Origin of the sequence: Mesorhizobium xinjiangense (assembly GCF_009749525.1) — a bacterium.
GTDB lineage: Bacteria > Pseudomonadota > Alphaproteobacteria > Rhizobiales > Rhizobiaceae > Mangrovimarina > Mangrovimarina xinjiangensis.
The window spans coordinates 21,323-45,834 of record NZ_WOAC01000015.1; the positions used below are offsets into that span (position 1 = coordinate 21,323).

At 64.4% G+C, this 24,512-nt stretch carries 20 protein-coding genes; 5 read left to right on the forward strand and 15 right to left on the reverse strand.

Going from position 1 to position 24,512, the window contains the following annotated elements; genetic code table 11:
- Positions 1-12 precede the first annotated feature (12 nt).
- Entirely contained in the window at positions 13-1,668 is a 1,656-nt protein-coding gene (locus GM909_RS16375; protein ID WP_157017744.1) for a lysine--tRNA ligase, read from the forward strand.
- A gap of 27 nt (positions 1,669-1,695) precedes the next feature.
- Here GM909_RS16375 and GM909_RS16380 read toward each other — a convergent pair whose 3' ends face one another.
- The 14 genes from GM909_RS16380 to GM909_RS16440 all read right to left on the reverse strand — a co-directional run bounded on the left by GM909_RS16380 (position 1,696) and on the right by GM909_RS16440 (position 16,707).
- Positions 1,696-2,586 (reverse strand): thermonuclease family protein, encoded by an 891-nt coding sequence (locus GM909_RS16380; protein WP_157017746.1) that lies wholly within the window; start codon positions 2,584-2,586, stop codon positions 1,696-1,698.
- Between the two features lie 19 nt (positions 2,587-2,605).
- On the reverse strand, positions 2,606-3,256 hold the full coding sequence (locus GM909_RS16385) for a LexA family transcriptional regulator (protein ID WP_157017748.1): 651 nt from the start codon (positions 3,254-3,256) through the stop codon (positions 2,606-2,608).
- Positions 3,257-3,346: 90 nt separating this feature from the next.
- Positions 3,347-3,970 (reverse strand): 2-hydroxychromene-2-carboxylate isomerase, encoded by a 624-nt coding sequence (locus GM909_RS16390; RefSeq protein WP_157017750.1) that lies wholly within the window; start codon positions 3,968-3,970, stop codon positions 3,347-3,349.
- 59 nt (positions 3,971-4,029) lie between these two features.
- Positions 4,030-4,575 carry a thioesterase family protein gene (locus GM909_RS16395; protein WP_157017752.1) on the reverse strand — a complete coding sequence of 182 codons (546 nt, stop codon included), beginning with the start codon at positions 4,573-4,575 and terminating at the stop codon, positions 4,030-4,032.
- Positions 4,576-4,734: 159 nt separating this feature from the next.
- Positions 4,735-6,954: a 3-hydroxyacyl-CoA dehydrogenase NAD-binding domain-containing protein gene (locus GM909_RS16400; protein WP_157017754.1), complete on the reverse strand. Its 2,220-nt coding sequence runs from the start codon at positions 6,952-6,954 to the stop codon at positions 4,735-4,737.
- A 176-nt stretch (positions 6,955-7,130) separates the two neighbouring features.
- Positions 7,131-8,339 (reverse strand): acetyl-CoA C-acetyltransferase, encoded by a 1,209-nt coding sequence (locus GM909_RS16405; RefSeq protein ID WP_157017756.1) that lies wholly within the window; start codon positions 8,337-8,339, stop codon positions 7,131-7,133.
- Between the two features lie 58 nt (positions 8,340-8,397).
- The gene (locus tag GM909_RS16410; RefSeq protein WP_157017758.1) at positions 8,398-9,030 is read right to left on the reverse strand and encodes a glutathione S-transferase family protein; all 633 of its coding nucleotides are present in this window, start codon (positions 9,028-9,030) and stop codon (positions 8,398-8,400) included.
- A 3-nt stretch (positions 9,031-9,033) separates the two neighbouring features.
- A complete protein-coding gene (locus GM909_RS16415; protein WP_157017760.1) occupies positions 9,034-10,203 on the reverse strand; it encodes an acyl-CoA dehydrogenase family protein in 1,170 nt (389 codons plus the stop codon).
- Between the two features lie 272 nt (positions 10,204-10,475).
- Complete coding sequence (locus GM909_RS16420; protein ID WP_157017762.1) at positions 10,476-12,272, reverse strand: acyl-CoA dehydrogenase C-terminal domain-containing protein; 1,797 nt, start codon at positions 12,270-12,272, stop codon at positions 10,476-10,478.
- A 197-nt stretch (positions 12,273-12,469) separates the two neighbouring features.
- A complete protein-coding gene (locus GM909_RS16425; protein ID WP_157017764.1) occupies positions 12,470-13,366 on the reverse strand; it encodes a PCC domain-containing protein in 897 nt (298 codons plus the stop codon).
- Complete coding sequence (locus GM909_RS16430) at positions 13,363-14,121, reverse strand: SDR family NAD(P)-dependent oxidoreductase (protein ID WP_157017766.1); 759 nt, start codon at positions 14,119-14,121, stop codon at positions 13,363-13,365. The genes GM909_RS16425 and GM909_RS16430 overlap by 4 nt, the downstream gene beginning before the upstream one ends.
- Positions 14,122-14,126: 5 nt before the next feature.
- Complete coding sequence (locus GM909_RS16435) at positions 14,127-15,764, reverse strand: acyl-CoA synthetase (protein ID WP_157017768.1); 1,638 nt, start codon at positions 15,762-15,764, stop codon at positions 14,127-14,129.
- Positions 15,761-15,895, reverse strand: a complete 135-nt coding sequence (locus GM909_RS26305; RefSeq protein ID WP_268890780.1) for a hypothetical protein — start codon at positions 15,893-15,895, stop codon at positions 15,761-15,763. Before GM909_RS26305 ends, GM909_RS16435 begins: the two co-directional genes overlap by 4 nt.
- 5 nt (positions 15,896-15,900) lie before the next feature.
- A complete protein-coding gene (locus GM909_RS16440) occupies positions 15,901-16,707 on the reverse strand; it encodes an IclR family transcriptional regulator (RefSeq protein ID WP_157017770.1) in 807 nt (268 codons plus the stop codon).
- Positions 16,708-16,933: 226 nt separating this feature from the next.
- On the opposite strand from GM909_RS16440, the gene GM909_RS16445 reads away from it, so the two are divergent.
- The 3 genes from GM909_RS16445 (at position 16,934) to GM909_RS16455 (ending at position 19,812) form a co-directional block, all read left to right on the forward strand.
- Positions 16,934-17,938, forward strand: coding sequence for a DctP family TRAP transporter solute-binding subunit (locus tag GM909_RS16445; RefSeq protein ID WP_157017772.1), 1,005 nt, complete (start codon positions 16,934-16,936; stop codon positions 17,936-17,938).
- Positions 17,939-18,008: 70 nt separating this feature from the next.
- A complete protein-coding gene (locus GM909_RS16450; RefSeq protein ID WP_157017774.1) occupies positions 18,009-18,497 on the forward strand; it encodes a TRAP transporter small permease in 489 nt (162 codons plus the stop codon).
- Positions 18,490-19,812: a TRAP transporter large permease gene (locus tag GM909_RS16455; protein WP_157017776.1), complete on the forward strand. Its 1,323-nt coding sequence runs from the start codon at positions 18,490-18,492 to the stop codon at positions 19,810-19,812. The genes GM909_RS16450 and GM909_RS16455 overlap by 8 nt, the downstream gene beginning before the upstream one ends.
- Positions 19,813-19,893: 81 nt before the next feature.
- Here the strand turns inward: GM909_RS16455 and GM909_RS16460 are convergent, their stop codons facing one another.
- A complete protein-coding gene (locus GM909_RS16460) occupies positions 19,894-20,349 on the reverse strand; it encodes a MerR family transcriptional regulator (protein WP_157017778.1) in 456 nt (151 codons plus the stop codon).
- Between the two features lie 454 nt (positions 20,350-20,803).
- On the opposite strand from GM909_RS16460, the gene GM909_RS16465 reads away from it, so the two are divergent.
- Positions 20,804-24,445, forward strand: coding sequence for a peptidoglycan-binding protein (locus GM909_RS16465; protein ID WP_157017780.1), 3,642 nt, complete (start codon positions 20,804-20,806; stop codon positions 24,443-24,445).
- Positions 24,446-24,512: the final 67 nt, after the last annotated feature.

Consider the following 24,512-nt stretch of genomic DNA (forward strand, 5'->3'; position numbering starts at 1 on the left):
GGAAGAACGCACATGACGAGCGCACCCGACACGATCGACCTCGATCCCGAAATTCTCGCTGCGGCGAGCGAGAGCAAGGCCTGGCCGTTTGAGGAAGCGCGCAAGATCGTCGCGCGCTACAAGGGAGGCGATTTTCCCGAGACGGTGCTTTTCGAAACCGGCTACGGCCCCTCCGGCCTGCCGCATATCGGCACCTTCGGCGAAGTGGCCCGCACCACCATGGTGCGCCATGCATTCCGCATCCTCACCGAAGACAAGGTGAAGACGCGGCTCCTTTGCTTCTCCGACGACATGGACGGAATGCGCAAGATTCCCGACAACGTCCCGGATCCGGAGGCACTGAAGCCCTATCTGCACATGCCGCTGACCGCCGTTCCCAACCCGTTCGGCGGCGACTACAAGAGCTTCGGCGATCACAACAATGCCATGCTGCGCCGCTTCCTCGACACGTTCGGCTTCGAGTATGAGTTCGCCAGTGCCACGGAATACTACAAGTCCGGCCGCTTCGACGAAGCGCTGCTCAATGCGGCGGCGCACTATGACGCGATCATGGCGGCGATGCTGCCGACGCTGGGCGAGGAGCGCCAGGCGACCTACAGCCCCTTCCTGCCCATTTCGCCCAAGACCGGCCGCGTCCTTTACGTGCCGATGAAGCATGTGGACGCAAAGAACGGCACCATCACCTACGAAGACGAGGACGGGACCGAGACGACGCTGCCGATCACGGGCGGCCGGGTCAAGATGCAGTGGAAGCCCGATTTCGGCATGCGCTGGGCCGCGCTCGGGGTGGACTTCGAGATGTTCGGCAAGGACCACGGTCCCAATGCCCCGCTCTATGACCGCATCTGCGCGATCCTCGGCGGGCGGGCGCCGGAACACTTCATCTACGAGCTGTTCCTGGATGAGAACGGACAGAAGATCTCCAAGTCTAAGGGCAACGGGCTGACCATCGACGAATGGCTGACCTATGCGCCGACGGAGAGCCTGGCGCTCTACATGTTCCAGAAGCCGAGGACGGCGAAGAAGCTCTATTTCGACGTTATCCCGCGCGCCGTGGACGAGTACTACCAGTTCCTCTCGGCCTATCCGCGGCAGGACTGGAAGAACCGCCTCGGCAATCCGGTCTGGCACATCCACAACGGCGCGCCGCCGGCCATCGATCTTCCGGTGCCGTTCGCGCTGTTGCTCAATCTGGTCAGCGCCTCCAACGCGCACGACAAGACCGTGTTGTGGGGCTTCATCTCGCGCTATGCGCCCGACGTCACGCCCGAGACCCATCCCGAACTCGACCGGCTGGTCGAATTCGCGATCCGCTATTTCAACGATTTCGTGAAACCTTCCAAGCAGTTTCGCGAACCGGACGATGTTGAAGCGCAAGCGCTTGGCGCGATATCGCAGAAGCTCGGCGAACTGCCCTTCGACGCGAATGGCGAAACGATCCAGAATGCGCTGCTCGACGTGGCACGTGGTATCGAGCGCTACCAGGATCACACCAAGAAGAGCCCCACCGGCGGACCCGGCGTCTCGGTCGCATTCTTCCAGATGATCTACCAGGTGCTGCTTGGCCAGGAACGCGGCCCGCGCTTCGGCTCCTTCATCGCGCTCTACGGCATCGACGAGACCCGCGCTCTGATCGGCAAGACGCTCGGTTCGGGGGCCGCCGCCTGACGGCGCTGCGCGGCCGGCGGTTTGACTCTAATATAGCCCGTTGCCGAGCGGGGCCGATGGAGAAGGCCGTGTTGCCGGCTGGCCGGTCTCAAGCACCGTCGGTCGGGGTTGGCCAAATTCCGGCAATGGCTTCGGGCCGGCGCCGAAAACGCCACGGCCGGCGTGCCTTGCGGCATCTTCCAGCTCTGCATAGGGGCCACCCGCGGTCGCGCGGGCCCAGCCGTTTTCGACCAGCCACGCGCCGAGATCGGTCGCACCCAGGCTGCATGAGGCGGTGAGGGCCTCGCCGCGCTCGCCCTCGGGCAGGTCGCAATCGAGCGCACGGCCACGCAGCAGCGAGCGCAATGCGGTGCGCGCCGCCATGCCGCAGGGCCATTGCCCGCCCTCGGCGCGCGAACATTGCGCCTCCGGCTCGACCGGCTCGATGCCGGCGATCGTGATCGTCACCTCGTCCGTCTCGATGCGTCCGGCGGCGACAGCAACGGGCTGAAATACGTCCGGCCCTTCAGGACGCACCGAGCGCTTCGGCGGGCCGGCACGACCGATCCGGCTCAGCGCTCCGCGCGGCTCCAGGCGTTGAAGCATATTCGGATCGATGTCGGGCGAGGCAATAATGTCGGGCGCAACGGAGCGTATGGTGTTGAGCACATCGTCTGGCTTTTCTGTCGGCTTGCCCTCAGTTGCCGGCTGCGGCTTATCTGCACTTGAAGGCCGCGCCTTGCGTTCCGTCTGGGGCGGCGACGCAGCCGGTTGCGGCCTTCGTTGCTCTTGCACGGCAGCAGACGGACGAGCGGCGACCACATCTTCCGGTGCTGATTGCGCGCCAGCTCGTTCGCTCACGCCGCCGTCAATCCTGGCCGCACCCGAATAGATCGCAACACCGGCGACGCCGAGGCAGGTGGCGGCGAGTATGGTCATCAACCAGCGCATAACGGGCCTATTGGCTCGCCCAGACGATGCGGGCGATCCACTCGACGTCGACAACCGGAATGGTGCGGTCGGGATGATCCGGATTGAGCGAGACGAGTTCGAGCGATTTCGTGCTCCGGCGCATCAGCACCTTGGCCATCACCTCGCCGTTCGATGTCTTGACAACGACCCGGTCGCCGCGCCGCACCGTCGCGCCGGGCTCGACGATCAGCACGTCGCCGTCGCGATAAAGCGGCAGCATGGAATCGCCCTGCACGCCCAGGGCGTAGGCACCGTTGTCGACGCTTGCCGGCAGTTCGACCAGATCCCAGCCCTGGCCGGCCGGAAAGCCGGCGTCGTCGAAAAAACCGCCGGCGCCGGCCTGCGCAAAGCCGATCAGCGGGACCGTCGACGATTGCCTCGGCAGCGCACCGCCAGGCAGCACGGACTTCGCCTCGACCAGGCCGACGAACTCGTCAAGCGTCACGCCCGTCGCCTCGATGATCTTGGCCAGGGATTCGGTCGATGGCCAGCGCGGCCGGCCGTCGGCCGAGCGGCGCTTGGACTTGTTGAAGGCGGTCGAATCCAGCCCGGCCCGCTTGGCGAGCCCGGACGGTGACATGGAATAGCGTTCGGCCAGCGCGTCGATCGCGGCCCAAACACGCTCATGCGAGAGCATGGCGGGCTCCCGTGCTTGGAGGCGGACAGGAAAAAATGCCTTTTGCAGTTACTTATGCCAGCAGGCCGCTCTTGTCCAGATCGGTGCGGGCTATGGTGCCCGGAACGGCGCGCGGTCCGTCGTCAGCGCATGTTCGAGAAAGGCGATGCGGTCCTGGCCCCAGAAGGGCTCGCCGTCGAGCACGTAGACGGGCACGCCAAGTGCATCGGCTTCGAGCGCATCTTGCGTATTGCGCGCCCGGATCGCGGCGACCTTGTCGCCGGCCGCCTCGGCAAGGACGGCCTCGGCATCGTGTCCCTCGGCCTTCAGGCAGGCGGCGATCGTATCCGCGTCTGCGATGTTTTCTTCATTCGCCCAAACGCCGGAAAACACCCTTGCCATGAAGCCGCTCGGATCGGCGCCGCGTTCGATCAGCGCGATCGTGACATGGTCGGCCAGTGCCGGATCGACGGGGAAAAATTTCGGATGAATGTTGATCGGCATGCCGCGCATGTCGGCGACACGCTGCAATTCGATCAGCCGGTAACGCTGTCGCGCCGGCGCGCGCTTGGGAAGCGGCAGGGCGCCGGCATTTTCGAACACGGCGGCCAGGTTGACCGGCTTGAAACTGACCTTCGCGCCATGGGCCGCCGCAACATCCATCAGCGCCTCGTGGCCCAGATAGACGAATGGCGATGCGGAGGTGAAATAGTAGTCGATGACGGCTCGGGACATGCGCGAATCCTCTTCAATTGCAGCGCAAGCTTAGTGCACGTCACGGGGGTGACAAGGCGTCAGGAGATCACTTTCGCGATAGCGCGCAAGCCGGCATGCGATGCCATGAAGGAGGCCTCCGCCGCGTTCGGCTCGCGCGGCCTCGCCGCACTTCCCAAAGCCTCCACCACCTCGTCGATCGGCACATAGCGGCGCCCCTTGAAATCGTAGACGCCGGCGGTCGTCATGATCAGCGCCGCGGTGCGGCCGTCGCCGAGGACGAAGCGATGGCGGCCGATCACCTGCGTGCCCTCCCAGGTCTCCACGGTCGAGACGACGTCGAATTTCCGCCACAGCCTGATTTCACGCACATAGACCGTCTGCAGCCCGCCCATCATCGGCCCCCAGCCTTGCTTGCGCGCGAGATCGATCAGGCCGGCGCGCATGAAGATGTCGATGCGGCCGACATCGGCCAGCATCATGTAGCGCGCATTGTTCAGATGCATGTTGGAATCAATGTCGGTCGGCAGGCAGCGGAAGGTCAGCCTGCTTTCCTCGCCCATATGATAGGCGCCGCGGCGCTTCGCCGTCAGCGCGGCCCTGGCAAGACGTGCCCAGACATACATGAGATGCTCCGATATCTCCCTCCCCCTTGAGGGGAGGGTGGACAATCGCCACAGGCGATTGGACGGCTGGGGTCATTTCGGCCGAGCACGGCATCAACCAACCCCTCCCGCCTCGCTTCACTCGGCACCCTCCCCTCAAAGGGGGAGGGAGAAGCCGCGTCAGGCCGCTTCCTTCGCCTTTCCGGCATAGGGATCGAAGCGGTCATAGAAGGTCTCGCCCTTCGCCGCCATGTCGGCAAGCAGCTTCGGCGCCTTGAACTGCGCGCCGTACTTCTTCTGCAAGTGCTTGGCCAGCTTGACGAAACGCTCCACGCCGATGCCGTCGATATAGGACAGCGCCCCGCCGGTATAGGGCGCGAAGCCGAAGGCGAGGATCGAGCCGACATCGGCCTCGCGCGGGTCGGTGACGATCTTTTCCTCCATCACGCGGGCGGCCTCGAGCGCGATGGTGACGAGGAAGCGCTGCTTCAGTTCCTCGACATCGACATCCTCGGGCTCTTTCTGCCGATAGAGATCCTTCAGCCCCGGCCACAGATGCTTCTTGGCCGGCTTGGCCGGATAGTCATAAAAGCCCTTGCCGTTCTTGCGGCCGTGCCGGCCGTGCCTGTCGACCATGGTGTTGATCAGTTCGAACTGATCCTTGTCGACGGCCTTTTCGCCAAGATCGCGGATCGTCTGCTTCATGATCTTCTGGGCCAGGTCGATCGCCGTTTCATCGGTGAGCGCCAGCGGGCCGACCGGCATGCCGGCCATTTTGGCCGCGTTCTCGATCATCGGCGCGGGCACGCCCTCGATCAGCATCTGATAGGCCTCGGACATGTAACGCAGCACGCAGCGATTGACGTAGAAGCCGCGCGTGTCGTTGACGACGATCGGCGTCTTCTTGATGGCGCGCACATAGTCGATCGCGACCGCCAGCGCCTCATCGCCCGTCTTTTTGCCGAGGATGATCTCGACCAGCATCATGCGGTCGACGGGCGAGAAGAAGTGGATGCCGACGAAATTCTTCGGCCGCTTGGAGTTCTTCGCCAGGCCGGTGATCGGGATGGTCGAGGTGTTGGAGGCGAAGATCGCCGATGGCTTCAAGACCGCCTCGGATTTCTCCGTCGCACTCTTCTTGATCTCCGAATCCTCGAACACCGCCTCGATGACGAGATCGCAGCCGTCGAGCGCGGCGTAGTCGTCGGTCGGCGTAATCAGCGACAGGAGCTTTTCCTTGTCCTCGGCGCTCGCCCGGCCCTTCTTGATCAGCCCGTCCATCAGACCGGCGGAGTGCTCCTTGCCCTTTTCGGCCGACGGCACGTCGCGGTCGATCAGCACGACCGGGATGCCGGCCTTCGCCGTGACATAGGCGATGCCCGCGCCCATGAAGCCGGCGCCGAGCACGCCGATCTTCTTGAACTTCGTCTGCGGCACGCCTTCGGGGCGGCGGGCACCCTTGTTGAGTTCCTGCAGCGAGACGAAGAGCGAGCGGATCATCATCTTCGCTTCGGTCGTCTGCAGGATCTCGGTGAAATAGCGCTGCTCGACCGTCAGCGCCGTGTCGAAGGGCACCAGCAGGCCCTCATAGACGCATTTGAGGATCGCGCTTGCCGCCGGATAGTTGCCGTAGGTCTCGCGGCGCAGGATGGCGATTGCCGGCGGCCAGAGATTGGCGCCGGCGGCCGAATAGACTGGACCGCCGGGCAGCTTGAAGCCCTTCTCGTCCCACGGCTGCACGGGCTTGAGCCCGTCCTTGATCATCTTCTTCGCGGTCTCGATCAGCTTCTTCGGCTTGACGATCTCGTGGATCAGTCCCATCGACTTCGCCTTCTTGGGCGACAGGGTCTGCCCGGTCGTCAGCATCTGCAGGGCTTCCTGCGTGTTGGCGAGCCGGGGAACGCGCTGCGTGCCGCCGGCGCCGGGGAAGATGCCGACCTTAACCTCCGGCAGCGCCATCCTGACCTTGTCGGAATCGGCGGCCACGCGGCCATGGCAGGCGAGCGACAATTCGAACGCGCCGCCCATGCAGGTGCCGTTGATCGCCGAGACCCAGGGCTTGCCGCAGGTCTCGATCTTGCGCCACAGCCCGCTCATGCGGCCGGCGCCGTCGAACAGCATCTTGATCGCGGCGTCCTTGTCCTTCGCCTTTTCCTCTTCGAAGCGGCCGAGCATGCGCTTGAGCATTGTCAGGTCCGCGCCGCCGGAAAAGCTCTCCTTGCCGGAGGTGACGACGACGCCCTTGACCGCCTCGTCGGCGCTCGTCGCGTCGACTATTCTTTCCAGCTCGTCCATCGCCTCCTCGGTGAAGACGTTCATGGAGCGGTCGGGCATGTCCCATGTGACGAGCGCGATGCCGTCGGCATCGGTCTCGACGGTGAAATTCTTGTAGTCGGTCATTGGAGAGTTTCTCCTTGGCGGTGCCGTTCCCTCCCCTTGAGGGAGGATGACCCGCGAAGCGGGTCGGGTGGGGTAATCTCAATTGATACGACATGATAGGATCAGCGCACTGCCGCGACGACCCCACCCCGGCGCTGACGCGCCGACCCTCCCCTCAAGGGGGAGGGTAAGGGGCGCTACACCCGCTCGATAATCGTCGCCGTGCCCATGCCGGCGCCGATGCACAAGGTCACCAGCGCGGTGTTGAGATCGCGGCGTTCCAATTCGTCGAGCACCGTACCGAAGATCATCGCGCCGGTTGCGCCGAGCGGATGGCCCATAGCGATCGCGCCGCCGTTGACGTTGATGTTGTCATGATCGATATCGAAGGCCTGCATGTAGCGCAGCACGACGGAGGCGAAGGCCTCGTTGAGCTCGAAGAGGTCGATGTCGGAGAGCTTCATCTTCGCCTTCTTCAGAAGCTTCTCGGTGACGTCGACCGGGCCGGTCAGCATGATCGCCGGTTCCGAACCGATATTGGTGAAGGCCTTGATGCGCGCGCGCGGCTTCAGCCCCATCGCCTTGCCGGCCTTCTTCGAGCCGAGCAGGACAGCGGCCGCGCCGTCGACGATGCCGGACGAATTGCCGGCATGGTGGACGTGATTGACGCCCTCGATCTCGGGATAGCGCTGGACGGCAACGGCGTCGAAGCCGCCCATCTCGCCGGGCATGACGAAGGAAGGGTTGAGCGAGGCCAGGGACTGCATGTCGGTCGAGGGCCGCATATGCTCGTCACGGTCGAGGATGGTCAGGCCGTTCTGGTCCTTGATCGCAATGACGGACTCCTTGAACCGCCCCTTTTCCCAAGCCTTGGCCGCGCGCTTCTGGCTTTCCACCGCATAGGCGTCGACATCGTCGCGGGAAAAGCCGTATTTCGTCGCGATCAGATCCGCCGAAACGCCCTGCGGCATGAAATAGGCCGGCAGACCGACTGAGGGGTCCATGAACCAGGCGCCGCCCGACATGCCCATGCCGACACGCGACATCGATTCCACGCCGCCGGCGATCACGATCTCGTCGGAGCCGCCGGCGATCTTGGCTGCACCCAGATTGATGGCATCGAGGCCGGACGCGCAGAAGCGCGAGATCTGCATGCCCGGCGCCTCGGTGGCGTAACCCGCCTCGAAGGCGGCGGCGCGTGGAATGACCGAGCCCGCCTCGCCGACCGGATCGACGCAGCCGAAGATGATGTCGTCGACCTTCGCCGTGTCGAGCCCGTTGCGATCGCGCACCGCCTCCAGCGTTCTTGCAGCCAGACGCACAGCTGGCACCTCGTGCAGCGAGCCGTCCTTCTTTCCGCTCCCGCGCGGCGTGCGCACGGCGTCATAGACATAAGCATCAGCCATTGGATGTCTCCTTGTTGACGCGGCGCCGGGAGGCGGCCGCGAAATATCGAGTTTCCACCTATTGACCGGAGGGCATCAGCGCCTCGGGCGCCGCCCATCCGTCGAGATTGCGAATGCGATCCAGCCATGCGGCGATGGCCGGGTACTCGTTCCAGTCGGCGCCGATCTGATCGGGCCAGAAGAGATAGCCGCACATCGAGATATCGGCGATGGTCGGCCGCGCGGCGGCAACCCACTCCCGTCCTTCAAGATGGGTATCGAGCACCTTCCATGCATCCTTTGCGCGGGCATAGATGAACTCGGCCGTCGGGTCGCCCGCCTTGCCGCGAAAATGGCGCATGAAGCGCTCGGTCGCCGTGTAGCTGGTGAGCTTATGGTTGTCGTAGAGGACCCAGCGCAGGATCTCGTATTCTTCGGCCTCGCTCTCATGGCCGAAACGACCGAGGCGGCGCGACAGATAGGTCAGGATCGCGCCCGACTGGCTGAGCGTGAAATCGCCGTCGGCACGATGGTGCACGAGGATCGGCGCCTCGCCCATGACGTTGACGGCGCGGTATTCCTCGCTGCGCGTCTCGCCCTTGAAGAATTCCACGCCGCGTGGCTCCCAGTCGGCGCCGCACAGTTCGAGCATGAGCGCGACCTTGTAGGCGTTGCCGCTCTCGGCGAAACAGTAGAGGGTGAATTCGGCCATCGTCTAAAGGCTCCTCGCGATCAGCAGTTTCATGATTTCGTTGGTACCCCCATAGATGCGCTGGACGCGGGCGTCGCGATACATGCGGGCGATCGGATATTCGTTCATATAGCCATAGCCGCCGTGAAGCTGCAGGCACTCGTCGACGATCTTGCCCTGCAGGTCGCTCAGCCAGTATTTCGCCATCGAGGCGGTCACCGGGTCGAGCCCGCCGTCGATGTGGCGCGCTACGCAATCATTGTAGAACACGCGGCCGATGGTCGCCTCCGTCTTCAGTTCGGCGAGCTTGAACTGCGTGTTCTGGAAATCGATGACCGCCTTGCCGAAGGCCTTGCGATCCTTGACGTAGTCGATGGTCAGCGCCAGCGCACGCTCGACCATGGAGATGGCTGTCGTGCCGATCTGCAGGCGCTCCTGGGGCAGTTGCTGCATCAGCTGGACAAAGCCCTGCCCTTCCTCGGCCCCGAGCAGATTGGCCGTCGGCACGCGCATGTCGTTGAAGAAGAGCTCGGAAGTGTCGTTCGACTTCAGCCCGATCTTGTCGAGGTTGCGGCCGCGCTCGAAACCGTCGACCTCGTCGGTTTCCACGACGATGAGCGAGGTGCCCTTGGCGCCCTTTTCGGGATCGGTCTTGGCGACGACGATGATCAGATTGGCAAGCTGGCCGTTGATGATGAAGGTCTTGGAGCCGTTGATGCGGTACTGGTTGCCGTCCTTTTCGGCGCGCGTCTTGATGCCCTGCAGGTCGGAGCCGGCGCCCGGCTCGGTCATGGCGATGGCGCCAATCAGCTCGCCACTCGCCATTTTCGGCAGCCACTTCTTCTTCTGCTCCTCGGAGCCGTAATGGAGGATGTAGGGCGCGACGATGGAGTTGTGCAACGCGATGCCGAAGCCGTCGACGCCGACATGACTGACCGCCTCGATGATCGCGCTCTCATGCGCGAACGTGCCGCCCGAACCGCCATATTCCTCCGGAATGGAAGCGCAAAGAAGACCGTTCTGGCCGGCCTTCAGCCAGCTTTCCCGGTCGAAGATCTCGGCCTTTTCGAATGCCTCGTAGCGCGGCGCGATCTCGGCTTCGAGAAAGCGCGTCGCCATGTCGTAAAGCATGGCAACGTCCTCACCCGCCCAGGCGGGCTTGGGCAGGCCGAGGATGGAAGCGGGGTCGGTCATGAGTTGACTCCAGGCAATCGCGACGTGTCGCGGTTCGTCACCCCCCCTCTGGCCTGCCGGCCATCTCCCCCTCAAGGGGGGAGATTGGCTGTCGCGTCCGCATTCGCCAATCATGCACGTTCCAGGACTGGCGATACCGTTGGCGCTGCTGATCTCCCCCCTTGAGGGGGAGATGGCCGGCAGGCCAGAGGGGGGTGCGAAGGAACGACACCATCTCAGAACGATCTATCCCACGCCGACAACAAGTTCAACTTTGAACTGTTTGATTCGACTCAAAACGCCTCCGCATCGAGTGCCATCATCGAGTCCGCCCCGGACGAGATACGCGCCAGATGCGCCGCCGTCTCCGGCATGACCCGCTCCATGAAATAGCGCGCCGTGACGAGCTTGTTTTCATGGAAGGCAGCGTCGTCCCCGGCCCCGTCGGCGAGCCTGGCCTGAGAGGCCTTGGCCATCCGGCCCCACATATAGCCGAGCGCCACGAGGCCAAAGAGATGCATGTAGTCGTTCGAGGCCGCGCCGGCATTGTCGGGCTTTTCCATCGCGTTCTGCATCAGCCACATGGTCGCTGCCTGCAGGTCGTTGAGACCCTTCTTCAGCGCCTTGGTGAACGGCGCCATTGTCTCATCCGCGCGGTTGTCCTCGCAGAAATCGCCCACTTCCTTGAAGAAGGCCTGCACGGCGCGCCCGCCATTCATGGCCAGCTTGCGGCCCACGAGGTCGAGCGCCTGGATGCCGTTGGCGCCTTCATAGATCTGGGTGATGCGGGCGTCGCGCACGAACTGGCTCATGCCGTGCTCTTCGATATAGCCGTGGCCGCCGAAGACCTGCTGCGCCATCACCGCATGCTCGAAGCCCTTGTCGGTGAGAACACCCTTGATGACCGGCGTCATCAGCCCGAGATGATCGTCGGCCGCCTGGCGCTGCTTCTCGTCTTCGGAACGGTGCGCCACGTCGGATTTCAGCGCCGTCCACAGGATGAGCGCGCGGCCGGCCTCGTTGAACGCCCTCATGGTCATCAGGCTGCGGCGGATGTCGGGATGGACGATGATCGGATCGGCCTTCTTGTCGGGCGCCTTCGGCCCCGACAGCGCACGACCCTGCAGGCGTTCCCTGGCATAGCCGGCGGCGTTCTGGTAGGCGGTCTCGGCAATCGACAGCCCCTGCATACCGACGCCGAGGCGCGCCTCGTTCATCATCACGAACATCGCCTTCAGCCCGCCATTCTCCTCACCGATCAGAAAGCCCTTCGCCTCGTCATAATTCATGACGCAGGTCGCGTTGCCGTGGATGCCCATCTTCTCCTCGATCGAGCCGCAGGAGACGCCGTTGGGCGCACCGACATTGCCGTCGGTGTCGACCTCGTATTTGGGAACGATGAACAAGGAGATTCCCTTCGTGCCCTCCGGCGCGCCCTCGATGCGCGCCAGCACGAGATGGATGATGTTGACCGACATGTCGTGCTCGCCGGCCGAGATGAAGATCTTCTGGCCGGAGATCTTGTAGGCGCCGTCGCCGCTCGGAACCGCCTTGGTGCGCAGCAGGCCGAGATCGGTGCCGCAATGCGGCTCGGTCAGGTTCATCGTGCCGGTCCACACGCCCTCGATCAGCTTCGGCACGAAGGACTGTTTCTGCTCGTCCGAGCCATGGGCGAGGATCGCGGCAATCGCGCCCTGGGTGAGGCCGGGATACATCATCAGCGCCATATTGGCGGAGGACAGATATTCGCCAATGGCCGAGTGGACCGCATAGGGCAGGCCCTGGCCGCCATACTCGGCCGGAGCGGAAAGCCCCATCCAGCCGCCCTCGCAATACTGGTCGTATGCGTTCTTGAAGCCCTTTGGCGTCGTCACCGAGCCGTCGTCATGGCGCACGCAGCCTTCCCGGTCGCCGGAATGGTTGAGCGGCTGCATGACGTTTTCCGCCAGCTTCGCGCCCTCCTCCAGAATGGCTTCCAGCACGTCCGGCGTTGCGTCGGCAAAGCCGGCGAGATTGGAATAGCGCTCATATCCGAGCACATCCTTGAGCACGAAGAGCGTATCGCGAACAGGCGCCTTGTAGATCGGCATCACACATCCTCCAGCAAGACCCCCGCGATGCCACAGGAATACCCAGGAGGCGGAGGCTATCATCGAAGTCGCCACTAGCAAACTTTGACGTTTGCGTAAACGTCAATTTTACGCTGCGACAGGAGAATACGTCCGCGGTCATAGGTTCATGGCAAAGAGCCAGCCTAGGCTGTTGGCCATCGCGCGCTCGTTCGAGATCAACCCTTGGCGACTTCGCCTTGCCTTTCGCGGCGCTCGGAGCGACCGAGAATCAGGAGCTCGAATGTAACGCAGACCGGATTGGCGCCATGGGTCAGCCACCCGCTGGAGATTTCGCCGTCCATGCCGACCATGGCGATCTCGAACGCCGCACGCGGACCCTGCGACGTGGCCTCGAGGCGACCTTCGCGAATCAGCACCTCGGTCGCGTAGGAGGCGACGCTGCGCCCATTGGCATAGTCCGCGCCGATCAGGCTGCCGATGCCGACGATGTCGGCGGCTGCGAACCCATGTTCCCGGCAAATCGCCTCGACGGCCAAGCTTATGTCCTCATTTGGCCGCACGGTCGCAAGAACGGCATTGAGCGGGCCGGCATTGTTCGCCGACTCAACGGCCCGCGGCGCGAACAGGCGAAAATTCGTTTCCGCATCGTCCGTCACATCCAGGACGGCGCCCCTCAGGCCGAAGGCCTGCACATGCGTCGGCTCTTCCAGTTCGGCTTCGAACGGCAACAGATGCCCCATTAAGATTCCAGCACCCGGCACGTCCCACAGGCCGTGGCAATGAAGGAAAGGCTCACCGTCGCGCCGGCCGAGATGCAGGCCGGCCCGCTTGATGACACCGCCCGCCGCCGGTGCGCGCGTGTCGCTGTACCAGGCCGCATGGTCGCGATCCGGGCTTGCCGCCGGGATGACATAGTTCATCTGCCGCATGGCCACGTCTTCAAGCAGCGCATAGCCGCCGATGTAGCCATGTGCAGCGAACGCTTCGGCCACTGCGGTGTTGAACGGCTTGCCGCCTTCCACCGTCAAGATCAGCGCTTCGGCCCGACAGGCGGCGGCGGAATAGCGGGCCACGGCCACGGGACCCGGATGCCGTATGCTGCGCCCGCTCATTGCGACAACCCCGCATTGACGAACCCGCCGTCGACGGCCAGCACCTGCCCGTTCACATAACTCGCATCGTCCGACATCAGAAAGGCGATCGCACCGGCAACCTCCGCCGTCGAACCATAGCGCCGCAACGGGACACGCTTGTGCCACTGCTCGCGCACGTCCTCGGTGTGCACCTTTCGCGCCAGAGGCGTGTCTATCGGCCCCGGCGCCACCGCATTGACGCGAATGCCGTGGGGGCCCAATTCGTTGGCCATCACCATCGTCAACGTGTTGATGCCGCCCTTGGACGCACCATAGGCGCTGCGTCCCTTGTTTCCGCACAATCCGGAAATCGAGCTGATATGGACGATGGAGCCGGTCTCGCCGCCTTCCAGCCACAGGCGCGCCGCGGCGCGGGCGACGATGAACGACCCCGTCAGATTGACGTCGACGATGCGGCGGAAATCCGCGACGCTCGTGTCGATACATGGCCGGTCGATGGCGATGCCGGCGGAATTGACGACACCGGCCAGCCGGCATTCCGATGCAATATCGGCAAGAGCGCGGTCGACCGATACCTCGTCCGTGACGTTGCAGGCCAAACCGCGTGCGGCTTCAAGGCCGAGTGCAGAACAGGCTTCCCGCAGCGCCTCGCTCTTCAGATCGAGCAGCCAGGGCGCAAATCCGCGTTCCATCAGATGCCGGGCCGTTGCGAGCCCGATGCCCGAAGCTCCACCCGTTATCGCCACGACTTTCAGGTCGTTTGCAGCCGCCATCACCTTCACCTGGTCTTGGTCGCGTCGAATACCGGCATTTCACCACGCCGCTCCATCTCTTCTCGGAGCATCTTCTTGGTGATCTTCCCGTAGGCCGACTTCGGCATGGCCTCCCAGAAGAGAAAGCGTTTCGGCAGCTTGTAGCGGGCTATCTTGCCCTCCAGCCACGTCCCCAGATCGAGCTTTTCGGGGTCCACGCCGGCCCTGGCAACGCACACCGCAAAGCCGACTTCGCCCCATACGGGATCGGGAACGCCGAGCACCGCCGCCTCGCTGATGTCGGGATGAAGCAGGATCTTTTCCTCGATCTCGCGCGGATAGATGTTGGAACCGCCAGAGATATACATGTCCGAGGAGCGTCCGGTGATGTAGACGAAGCCGTTCTCGTCCATGTGGCCGAGATCGCCGCTGCGGAACCAGCCGTCGCGGAACGCCTTCGCGTTGGCCTCGGGATTGTTGTAGTAACCGGCGAAGACAGCGGGCCCGAGCACACAGATCTCGCCCGTTTCCCCCGTGGCGACTTCGTGGCCGCCATCATCCATGATCGCGATCTGCATGCCGGTGCGGGCAAAACCGCATGTGCCGATGCGGGCACCCTCGCCGTCGTCCATCGCGTGAAACGCCGGCGGCAGGACAGTGATGTTGCCGGTCACCTCGCCAAGGCCGAAATACTGAACGAGGACGGGACCGAGAACCGCAAGCGCGCGCTTCTGATCGGCCCGGTACATCGGCGCGCCGGCATAGATGACGTAACGCAGGCTGGAATGGTCGAACTGCTCGACCGAAGGGTCTTCGACAAGCAGTTTGAGAATTGTCGGAACGGTGAAGGCGTTGGTGACCTTCCACTTCTCCACCAGCGACCAGACTGCCGGCACGTCGAGCCGTTCGGAGGCCGGCAGGATCGTCTTCACCCCGTGCGCCACCTGCGCAAGCTGATGCACGCCGGCGCCATGCGACAGCGGCGCCACCACGATGGAGGCATCCCCCGGCCCGGTGCCCGGCATGAGGTCGCACAGGTGATTGGTGAGGACGAAGGCAAGCTGGCCGTGCGTGAGAACGGCGGCCTTGGGCCGACCGGTCGTGCCCGAGGTGAAGAAGAACCAACACGGATCATCGCGATCGACCGCAACGCTTGCGACCGACTGGCCGAGATGGCGCGCTACCACCGCATCGTAGTCCTCGGCAAAGGCGCCGCCGCCGATCGACAGAACAGTTTCAAGCGATGGCGCCGCCTCCCGGCAGGCGCGCGCGTGATCGGGAAAGGCGGCGCCGCAGATCATGCCGCGCGCGCCGCTCGCCGCGGCAAGATAGGCCACCTCGTCCGGCGACTGGCGGTAGTTGGCCGGCACCCACACCGCGCCGATGCGGAAGCAGGCGAACATCGATTCGAACATCTGGTTGCAGTTCGCCGATTGCACCAGAACACGGTCGCCCTTGCTGATGCCGAATTCGGTTGCCAGCGCATGGGCCATCGCCTCGACGCGAGCCTCCATCTCGGACCATGTCCAGATTGTCTCGCCCCAGACGAAGCCCGGTTCGCCCGGATTGCGCCGTGCCGACTGGGTCAGGAAATGGGCCAGGTTCATCACGCGGGTCGAATACGGCGCAAGGCCGCCTTCGGGGGATGCGGCAGGCGCAGTCATATCACGCGCTCCATGTCGCCGGGCTCGCCGGCAAGATGCATGGCCTCGTACTCGATCAGTTCGGCGGTATCGTCGCGTTGCGATGTGCCGAAGGGCGAATGCGCCCGGCCCACGATCAGTGTGTCTGCCACTTGCCTTACCTCCTCGATTGCGATTTGTCCGCCGCGCCGCGTCGGGCGGAAAACATTGCCGCCAATTTTTCCTCCACCCGCGTCGCCTCCTGCCGCAGATAGCCGGCAAGTTCCGTCTGGCGCTCTTCCTGCATGCGGCTGTCGATGGCGGCGATGCTGAGCGCACCCGCCAGGCGCCCGTCGGGAAAATGGAACGCCACGCCGAGGCCCCAGGAGTTGGCAACGATGAGCCCCGGGTTCAGGGAATAGCCGCGCTCGCGGGTCTGAGTGACAGCGGCCCGGATCCGGTCGGGCGGCAGGTTCGCATAGCGCTCCAGAATGATGTCGCGATTGACCGCAAGCGCCTCTTCGACGTCCTCGTCGCGAAGCGCGGCCAGCATCGCCAGCGACCCCGCACCGATACCGAGCGGATGCTCGAACCCCATCTGCAGGGCATGCGTGCGGATGGGATAGGTGCCCTCCTCGCGATAGAGGCACAAGGACAGCATGTCGCGACGCACCGAAAGGAAACTCGTGTCTTCGGTCTTGGCCGAAAGCCGGCTCAGACTGCCACGGCAGATCTCGAGGAGACCGAAGCGCCGCGATGCCAGCGTGCCGAGGACATAGGCCTCTTCGCCGAGAAAATAGAGCCGGCTCTTCTCCTCCTGCTCGACGAGCCCGCCGCGGATCAAGGCCAACAGGAGACGCCGCACCGTCGGCTTGTTCAATCCGCTTTCATCCACCAGGGCCGACAGCGACACGCCCCGGCCGGCGTGGCGCCCGACCGTCGAAAGAAGGGCCAGGGCGCGGTCAACGCTCTGTGCACCACTCATCGCAGCCACCAACAATCTACCACCGAAGGTCCATATTATGGATCAAAATCATAGCCGAGCCTTTCGCGACTTGTAAAGCGATACTGCAATCGTTGCGGTCTCCTGCGCAATCTGCAAATTGACACTTCCGCATGGATGAGAAATGATCCATCATATGGACCAACAAAGGCGCGATGGAGGTTGCGCCTTGCCGCTGCGATGCGGCGCAAATGACGGAGGAGAGACCATGAAAATTTCGAAGCTGGGCGCGATCGCCCTGTCGTCGGCCGTTGCCTGCTTTGCCCTGTTTTCCCAGGCGCAGGCCGAGACCCTGCGCCTGTCGCACAACACCGGGGACACGACCACCTGGCACAAGGGCGCCGAGAAGTTCAACGAACTGTTGACCGCGGCCACCGACGAGGCGCTGTCCGTGCGCATCTTCCCCAATGCGACGCTGTCCGGCGGCGACCAGATGAAGCAGGCGGAGATGGTCAGCCGCGGCGCGCTCGACTTCGTCGTCACCTCGGCGATCAACGTGACGCCGCTGGTACCCGAGATGGCGGTGTTCTCATTGCCCTATCTCTACTCCAATTACGAACAGGTCGACGCGACCACCGGCGGAGAGCCCGGCAAGCAGATGAGCGACATCCTGGCCGCGCATGACATCGTCGTGCTGGCCTGGGGCGAAAACGGCTTTCGCGAGGTGACCAACAATGTGCACCCGATCAAGACGCCCGCCGACATGGAGGGCCTGAAGATGCGCGTTGCCGGCCCGATGTATATCGACGTCATGAACGCGCTCGGCGCCAATCCGCAGCAGATGCAGTGGACAGAGACCTTTACCGCCCTTCAGCAGGGCGTCGTCGACGGCCAGGAAAACCCGATCGGCGCGGTGATCATTCCGCAGCGCGTATATGAGGTGCAGAAATATCTGACCAGCTGGCATTATTCCTATGACCCGATCTTCATCGGCGTGAGCAAGAAGCGCTGGGATTCCTTCGACGACGCCACCAAGGAAAAGGTCCGGGAGGCGGCCGTGGAAGCCATGGTCTACCAGAAGGAAATCACCCGCAAGAGCACCGAAGAAGGCATCGCCTTCCTGCGCGAGAAGGGCATGGAGGTCTACGAGCCTTCGGCCGATGAATTGCAGGCGTTCCGCGATGCCACGCAGCCGGCCTTCGACACCTGGGCCGCCAAGGTCGGTGCAGACCTGGTGAAAAGCTTTCAGGAAACCGTCGCGGCGACCAACTGACCGCGACGTCCGTCCCGACGGGACCGGCCGACTGGCCGGTCCCATTCCACAGGGTTCCCGGAAAGGCGTTATGTCCCTGATCCTGCGCGATGCGGAAAAAATCGCCTGCGCGATCATTTTTCTGGCCATGACCGCGCTCGGCTTCGTCAATGTGGTCGTGCGCTACATGACGAGCTATTCGCTCGCCTCGTCCGAAGAACTTCTGACGAACGGGTTCCTCCTGCTTACGATCCTGGGCGCGGCTGTCGCGGCGCGCACCGGCGACCATCTTGCCGTGACCCTGTTTTTCGAATTGCTGCCCAGGCCGCTCAGAAAGATCGTGCTGCTGATAGCGGGAGCCCTTTCGGTCCTGCTTCTGGTCTTGTCCGCCTGGTTCAGCTGGCAGCTCGTCGTCAACCAGGTGTCGAGCGGAATCCGCTCCTACGCGCTGCAGATTCCCGCCTGGTACTACAGTGTCGGCCTGCCATTCGGCTTTGCGCTGATAACGCTGCGCTATATCCAGCACATCGTCGACTCATGGCGCGAGATCAACGCTGAGGAAACGGCCGGCGATGTTTGACCTTGGCGCCGGCACGCAGATGCTCATCCTTTTCTTCATCCTGCTGGTGCTCAGGCTGCCGGTCGCTTTCGCGCTCGGTCTTTCCGCCCTCTACGCCATGTGGATGCTCGGCTTCGGCCTCGACCTCGTCGGCGACCTGATCGCCGCCGGTGTCGCCAAGTTCTCCTTGCTCGCCATACCGTTCTTCATCCTGGCCGGGGTTCTGATGGGATCACTCGGCATCGCCGAACGCATGATCCGCTTCTTCAGGGTCCTGATCGGCAGCCTGCCGGGCGGCATGGGCGTGGTCGGCACGGTGGTCTGCCTGTTCTGGGGCGCCGTCAGCGGCTCCGGGCCGGCGTCGGTGGCCGCCATCGGCCCCCTGATCATCAAGGGAATGGAAGAAGACGGTTACTCGCGCGCCTTCGCCGCCGGGCTCGTGTGCACCGGCGCGGCGCTGTCGATCGTCATTCCGCCATCGATCGGCCTCGTCATCTACGGCGTCATTGCCGAAACCTCCATTTCGCAGCTGTTCATCGCCGCCATCATCCCGGGCCTGTGCATGGGCATCCTGATGCTGGCCACCCTCCCCTTCGCCAAAACCGGGACGGCGGTTTCCGGCACGTCCCGCCTCGAGCGGCTGATGCCCACGCCTTATGCCGATCGGCCCTACCTGCAGCGACTTTGGCCAGCCTTCCTCGAATCCTTCTGGGGCCTGATGACGCCTGTCGTCATCCTCGGCGGCATCTATTCCGGCGCCTTCACGCCGACCGAGGCGGCACTGGTCGCGACGGTCTACGCGCTGGGCGTCGGCGGGCTGGTCTATCGCACCTTGACCGTTGCAAAGCTCTACGCATCCCTGACGGAAGCCGCAGCCTCGTCGGCCGTCGTCATGCTGGTCGTGGCCTATGCAAGCCTGTTCGGCTGGGTGGTGACGGTCGACGACCTGATCGGACAATATTCCTCAGCCCTGCTCGGCATCAGCGACAATCAATGGGTCATCCTGCTCGTGATCATGGTGGTGCTCCTGGTCGCCGGGATGTTCATGGACGCGATAACCATCATGTTCATCTGTCTGCCGATCTTCCTGCCGGTCGCCCGCGAGCTCGGCTGGGATCCGGTGTGGTTCGGTATCGTGGTCATGATCAACCTGGCCATCGGCCTGTTCACGCCACCTGTCGGCATCAATCTCTATGTCGCAGCCAACGTCACCCGGCTGCCGCTCGAACGCGTGGCGCGCGGTGCCGCGCCGTTTCTCGTCACGGCTCTGATTGGCCTGGCGATCGTGTCCGCCGTTCCCGGCCTTTCCTCAATGCTGATCAAGGCGATGGAGTAGGGCGTAGCTGGAGTGGTCCCGCTCAAACGGAATCGTTTGAGCGAAAGGCACATGTTCCAGCATGTCCTTTTGAAGCGCGGTCTACACCGCGGACAGTTGGCGCCGTTTATCCAGACGATCGCTCAGCGTGCCGATCGCCGACTTGAGCTGGCCAATGGCCGAGTCGATCTCTTCGCGCTGCTTGTGAAGCCGGGCGAGCTGGCGCTCGGACTTTTCCAGCACCACGCGCATCTGGCGCATGTTCCCGCTGTCGGGATCGTAGAGATCGAGCATCTGCTTGACCTCGCGCAGCGAGAAGCCGACGTCGCGGCCAAGCAGGATGAGTTCCAGGCGCGCCCTGTCGCGGCGCGAATAGAGACGTGCATTGCCCACGCGCCTGGGGTGGATCAGCCCCTTCTCTTCATAAAAGCGCAGCGTTCTGAGCGATACGCCATACGCGCGGGCCAGATCGCCGATGCGGTCACTGCCCGCATTGCCGTCCACACGCGTGTCGGTAGCATTGGTCGCGGCATCCGCGACCCCAATGGATTTCGTCATTTTCGTCCAGGTCCCACATATGTGCCCGACCGCCGAGCCTGTCATGCAGGCGGCCGCGTCAGGCTTTCCGTTTCGCCGATAAGCAGTTTTCGTCAGGCCGCTGGTGTGCGGGCCATTCGACGTGTTGACCGCGACATAGGGGGGCAATGCGTGATTTTCAATTCACGATTGCCCGGAATCCGGCCTCCCAGTGGCGCTATGTCGCAGATCGGGACCCGAGCGGGGTCGCCAATTCAGCCGCCACGATTAACCCGGTGTTTACCACGAGCGGGGAAATGTGAGCATCGAATTCCGTGGCGGTTTTGTCCTGCGTTGCTCACGGCCAGCCAAACCGGGGGAAAGGCGCAATCATGATCATCCGCATGAACGATTTGGTCCGATCAGGCGGCGAGCCCACACCCCGCGGCAATTCAACGGGCGGCAGTCCGGCAAACGAATTCAGGCGGGCAACCCGATGAACAGTTCAAGGTCCTATCTCGACAGTCTGAACGACGGTCGCCAACGGCGCCCGGCTTCATCCCTGGAGGATCTCAGACACACGATCGCCGCACTCGAAGAGCGTCTGCGCATGAACGATGACGCGAACACGCCGGATGCCGCGGAAACCGAAGAGCCACTTTCGCGGCGCTCGCAGCGCCTCATCGGCGGCGAGCCGCGTCCAATGGAGTTGCGCCAGGAAGAGGCCGAGGCGACCTTGTCGGCGTCGCAACTGGACGCAATGCGCGCCGAACTGCGCGAACAGCTGGCCGCCGGCCTGAAGGACGAATTCGACGGTCTGCGCCAGGAGATTGGCCGCAGCCTTGCCGAAATGCAGCCGGCTTCACCACACACCGACACGCTCAACGCCGAACTGGAGCAGTTGTCGCAGTCCATCCAGTCGCTCGCCGTGAAAGGCGAGGCCTCCAGCGTGGAGCACCTGCGGCACGATCTCGACGCGCTTCGCGGTGCGATGAACCAGTTGGCGCGGGAGGAAACCGTGCGTTCCATGGATGAGCGCTGGGACGCGTTCGACCGGCGCTTTGCCGAAATCGAGCAGCGCATACCGGCCGACCACGCGATTGGCGCGATGAGCGAGCATCTTACCCGGATCGGCGACGCAATCGCCCATCTGCCGCAATCGCAGATGGTGCGCTCGCTGGAAGAAAACGTCCATGCGCTGGCCACGGCCATCGATCACTTCTCGCGCCAGATCGACCACGCACCACAGCAGCAGTTCGAGCTCATCGAGGAGCGGTTGGACGAGATATCGCGCGCCATCGCCGCCGCGACGGCGGTCTATTCGCAGCCGCCCTCCTCGGACCAGATGGAGCGGATCGAGGCGCGCATTGCCTCTCTCGCCCAGCAGATCGAGGAAATCGTCCAGGACCGGGCCGGTGACGAGCTGGCGGAAAAGATCGCCATCCTGGCGAAAAGCGTCGATGCGATCGCCGCGCGGGCGGAGCTACCGCAAGACGCGCTCGACCAGTTGGCCGACCAGCTCGCGGCCATCCGCGAACGGCTGGACGCCGTCGACGGCGAGGCGATGATCGACAGGATCGAGCGGCGCTTCGCCGAGGTACTGGCCTATCTCGACGAACGGCAGGCGGAAGTCACAGCCAGGGAAGACGGCCGGTTCGAAGATCTGGGTTCGCGCCTGGACGAGCTGTCGCGCAGGATGGAGAACTGGCCCCGCGAAGGCGGCTCCAACGACACGGCCATCCTGGACCAGATCGACCGACGTTTCGTCGAACTGTCCGACTACGTCGCGCAAAACGGAGGCGAGGCCGTCGCGGGCCGGATGATCGAAGCGCTCGACCACCGGCTCGAAGCGATTTCCAACCGTCTCGACGAAACGGCTGGGCTCCCCCGGCACGACGCCGAGCTGATCCGCAGCCTGGAAACACAGCTCGCCGATCTGACGGCGCATCTCAGCCGCGCACCGCTGGGCACTCAGGCGCTCGACGCGATCAAGCCGCAACTGGCCGGAATCGAGCAGTCCATTGCCGGCCAGCGCGACACCTTGATCGAAGCGGCCCGACAGGCGGCGCTGCAGGCCGTGCAGTCCTTTGGCGAGACCCGGGGCGAGGCCGACAATGCTGCCGCTCTGGCAGAGGAACTGCGTGGGCTCGAGGCGCTGGCGCGCCGATCGGACGAGAAAAACACGCGCACCTTCGAGGCCATTCACGACACGTTGCTGCAAGTCGTCGAGCGGCTGGCCGCGCTTGAACCGACGCGCACCGAGAGCGAGGACGGTACCGGGACTTTCGCGCGGAGCCGGATAGAGAGTGCGCCTTCGATCGAGCCGGACGAAGAGGACGAGGCGGAGGCTGCGGCATTCGAGATGGAGGCCGCCGCGTCCCATTCGATGCCGCGCCCTCGTACGCCGCAGGAAGCCGCCGCCGCCGCGGCGAGCGCCGCGGTCGAGGAGGAGCATCCGCATCGCGAGGAGCGCGGTCGTTCCCTGATCGGAGGCCTGTCGCGCATGTTGCCGGGCCGCAAATCCGGGCCGGCCGCAGCGAACGAGGCGCAAGAACCCGTCTTCGACGGCTCCGACGAGCCGACCGAAGCATTGCCGGAAGAATCCGAGCCGTCCCTGGACGCCTCCCCGGAACCCTCGATCGCCGACACCCCGCTGGAGCCCGGCTCCGGGGCGCCCGACATCAATGCCATCATGCGCCGTGTAAGGAGCGAGCGGGCACGCTCGGACACCTCGCAAGACCCGGTCGCCGCGCGCGCCGACTTCATCGCCGCCGCACGGCGGGCCGCGCAAGCCGCGGCAGCGGAAGCCGAAACGCTGAAGCAGGATACGGCCAAGGGAAGCGCGACGCGCAAATTCGGTCCGCTCGAACTTTTGCGGGCCAAGCGCAAGCCGATCCTCATGGCGGCGACGGCGATCGCTCTCGCGCTCGCCGGCCTGCAGGCCGGCAAGGTCTTTTTGGAGGATGACGCCCAGGAAACGGCGCAGCCCCAGGTGCCCGCAACGCCGACGGTCGCGGAGGCGCAGGGGATTGCCGATACGGACGATGCCGCCGGGGCGGCAGAACGCACCGAAGCGCCCGCCGCCGAGGCACCCTCCCAACAGGCCGAGGCAAGCTCCGCCGATGAACGGGACACGGCGATCGAAACCGCCGCGCTACCGGCTCCTGACGCCGACAAGGCCGACATCACGACCGAGCCGTCGCCAAGCCCATCCGCAGCGACCGGGGCCGACGAAGCGACGAAATCCCGAACAGCGCCTGAAGCGGCAACCGCCGCGCCGTCCCACGACCCGGCGCCGGTGGAAGCCGGACCGGCCGCACTGCGCAAAGCCGCGGACGGCGGTGACCCCAGGGCGATATTCGAGATCGGCCGCCGATACGATGACGGACGCGGCCTCGCAGCCGATGCCGCCAAGGCCGCCATGTGGTACGAGCGCGCGGCCGAGATCGGCCTTGCGCCGGCGCAATACCGCATCGGCAATGCCTACGAGAAGGGTCTCGGCGTCGAGCGCGATACGGAGAAGGCGAAACAGTGGTATCGCCGCGCGGCCGATCAGGGCAATGCCAGCGCGATGCACAATCTCGCCGTCCTTCACGCCATGGGCGCGGACGGATCGACCGACAACGAGACGGCGGCGCGCTGGTTCCTGAATGCCGCGGAACGTGGCGTCAAGGACAGCCAGTTCAACATGGCCATCCTGTCGGCAAAGGGCGTGGGCGTGCCGCAAAGCCTGGAAGAATCCTACAAATGGTTCGCGCTGGTGGCGATGACCGGCGACAAGGACGCCGAAGCCAAGCGGGACGAGGTGGCCAAGGCACTACGGCCGGAACAGCTCGAGCGCGCCCGCGCGGCGGCCGAGTTGTGGCAGGCCAAGCCGCTCGACAAGAGCGCCAACGTCGTCGACATCCCCGACGAATGGCGCACGGACGGCGCTCCGACGGCGGGCATCGACAGGAAGCGGGCGGTTTCCAACGTTCAGGCGATCCTCAACGAGACCGGCTACGATGCCGGCCCGGCGGACGGCATCATCGGCCAGAAGACGCGCGATGCCATCGCGGCCTTTCAGAAAGCTCACGGCATGGCGCAGACCGGCAATGTCGATCCGACATTCGTCAAGGCGCTGCTCAAGGCGCGGTAGAACAGGCAAGACCGCCGTCGTCCGGGGGAAGGCGCCGGCGGCCACCCGTCCTTCCGCCCGTCCGTCC